Below are 2,016 nucleotides of genomic sequence, written 5' to 3' on the forward strand. Positions count from 1 at the left end.
CCCCCATCCCGGGGCCGGGATGGGGCCCGTCCCCGGGATGGGGGAACCCGCGCCTTCGGAACCGTTCCCCGCGGGGCTCGGGGCCCCTGACTCCGGCGGCTGGTGCTGCGAGCCCCGGCCCGGGCCGTGCATCGGCACCAGCTCCGCCTGGCCGGGTGTCCCCGCCCTGGGGGCACCCATGGCCTCTTTGGGCCCCACGGCCTCGGACTGGGGCACCCCGAAGGCGCCGGATGCGGGCCAGACGGGCGGCTGCGCGGAGTACGGCGACGTCATGGGAGACGATTGTGGACGGCGTGACCATGTTGTGCCGAACCGCCCCGGACGGGGGGTCGGTCGACCACCGGCGCCGCAGGCGTCCAGAAACGCCGCGGCCCGGCGTCGGCCCTGGGTACGGACGGCCCGGTCACGACCTCCGCCGACAGCACGGTGACCCGCCCAGTCGACACAATAACCGGGTCAAGAGTGAGATGTACCACTTCGGGAACGTCGTCGGCGAGCCGGCCGACGCACAGCACGAGATCCTCCAGCGCGGCGACGTCGACCGGGGCCGAGCCGAGGTAGCCGAGCAGCAGCGGTGCCGCCCGCACGGAACGGACCAGCCGGGCCGCGTCGACGTCGGTCAGCGGCACGATGTGGTGCGCGCGGTCACCGAGCAGCTCCGTCGCCGGGCCCGACAGGCCGAAGGAGACCAGCGGGCCGTACTGCGGGTGCTCCTCGGACCCGACGACCACCGACACCCCGACCGGTGCCATCCGCTGCACGACGATCGGCACCTCCGGCCCGAGCTGGGAACGCAGCGACGCCCAGGCCGCGCGCACCGCCGCCGCGTCGGGCAGGTCGAGGCGCTGGCCGCGCAGGTCGGGTCGGTGCCGGTACGGACGCGAGCGGGCCTTGACGGCCACCGGGTACCCCAGCCGCTGCGCCGCCTCGGCGGCGCGCCGCGGCGAGGTCACGAGCTCCGCCGGCTGCACCGTGATGCCGTAGCAGTCCAACAGCGCGGCGGCCCGCTCCTCGGGCAGCCGGCCGGTCAGCCCGGCGATGAGCCCGCGGGCCTCGTCGGTCCGCACGGGAGTGGTCGGCTCGGTGCCGGTCGGACGGGACCGCCACTGCGCGTATCCGACGACGCGGCGCAGCGCGGTCACCGCGGCCTCCGGAGACGGGTAGGCCGGGATGCCGGCGAGCTCACGCGGCATCTCGACGCCCTGCACGGAGGCGAGGATCGGCACGGTGATCCGCTCGGCCGCCTCGACGGCGCCGGCCGCCACCGGACCCGGCAGGGACGGTGGCAGGCGGGCCAGCGTCACGATGAGCGCGTCGGCCCGTTGCGCCGCGCCGAGCAGCGCGGCCGTGAACGCCGCCGAACCGCTGCCGCCGGGTAGCAGGACCTCCTCGGCGATCAGGCCGGCGGCGTCCGCGGCCCGCGCGGTGAGCCGGACCAGCGCCCGGGAGTCACCGATCACCGCGACCCGGCTGCCCGCGGGCAGCGGCTGCGAGGTGAGTAGCAGCGCGACGTCGAACGCCTGCGAGATGCGGTCCACGCCGATCACGCCGGCCTGCCGCAGCAGGGCGTCGTCGAGGGCCGAACGGCCGGAGTACACGGTCACGATCGGCTTGCGCCGGCCGAGGCGGCGGGCCAGCCGGGCGAACTTGCGCGGGTTGCCGAACGTCTCCAGATGCATGATCACCGCGTCGGTCTCCGGGTCCTCCTCCCAGTACTGGAGCAGGTCGTTGCCGCTGACGTCGGCCCGGTCCCCCGCCGAGACGAACACGGACAGCCCGACCCCCCGCGCCGCGGCCGCCTGCAGGATCGCCCCGCCGAACGGGCCGGACTGCGAGTAGCAGCCGACCCGCCCGGCCGGCGGCATCTGCGGCACCATCGACGCGTTCAGCCCCCCGGCCGGGTTCTGGATGCCCATGCTGGCCGGGCCGACAACCCGCATGCCGCCGGCCCGCGCCTCGGCGGCCAGGGCGGCATCGGCCGCGTCGTCACGCTGGTCGGTGAGCACGACCAGGCCC

The 2,016-nt window shown here is 76.0% G+C and carries 1 protein-coding gene; it reads right to left on the bottom strand.

Annotated elements, in window-relative coordinates; translation table 11 throughout:
• Window positions 1-269: 269 nt before the first annotated feature.
• A partial coding sequence (locus tag NBZ85_RS30690; protein ID WP_261563374.1) for an acetate--CoA ligase family protein occupies window positions 270-2,016 on the bottom strand: 1,747 nt, incomplete at its 5' end.

It is taken from the genome of Frankia tisae, from assembly GCF_025403405.1.
GTDB classification, from domain to species: Bacteria; Actinomycetota; Actinomycetes; order Frankiales; family Frankiaceae; genus Frankia; species Frankia tisai.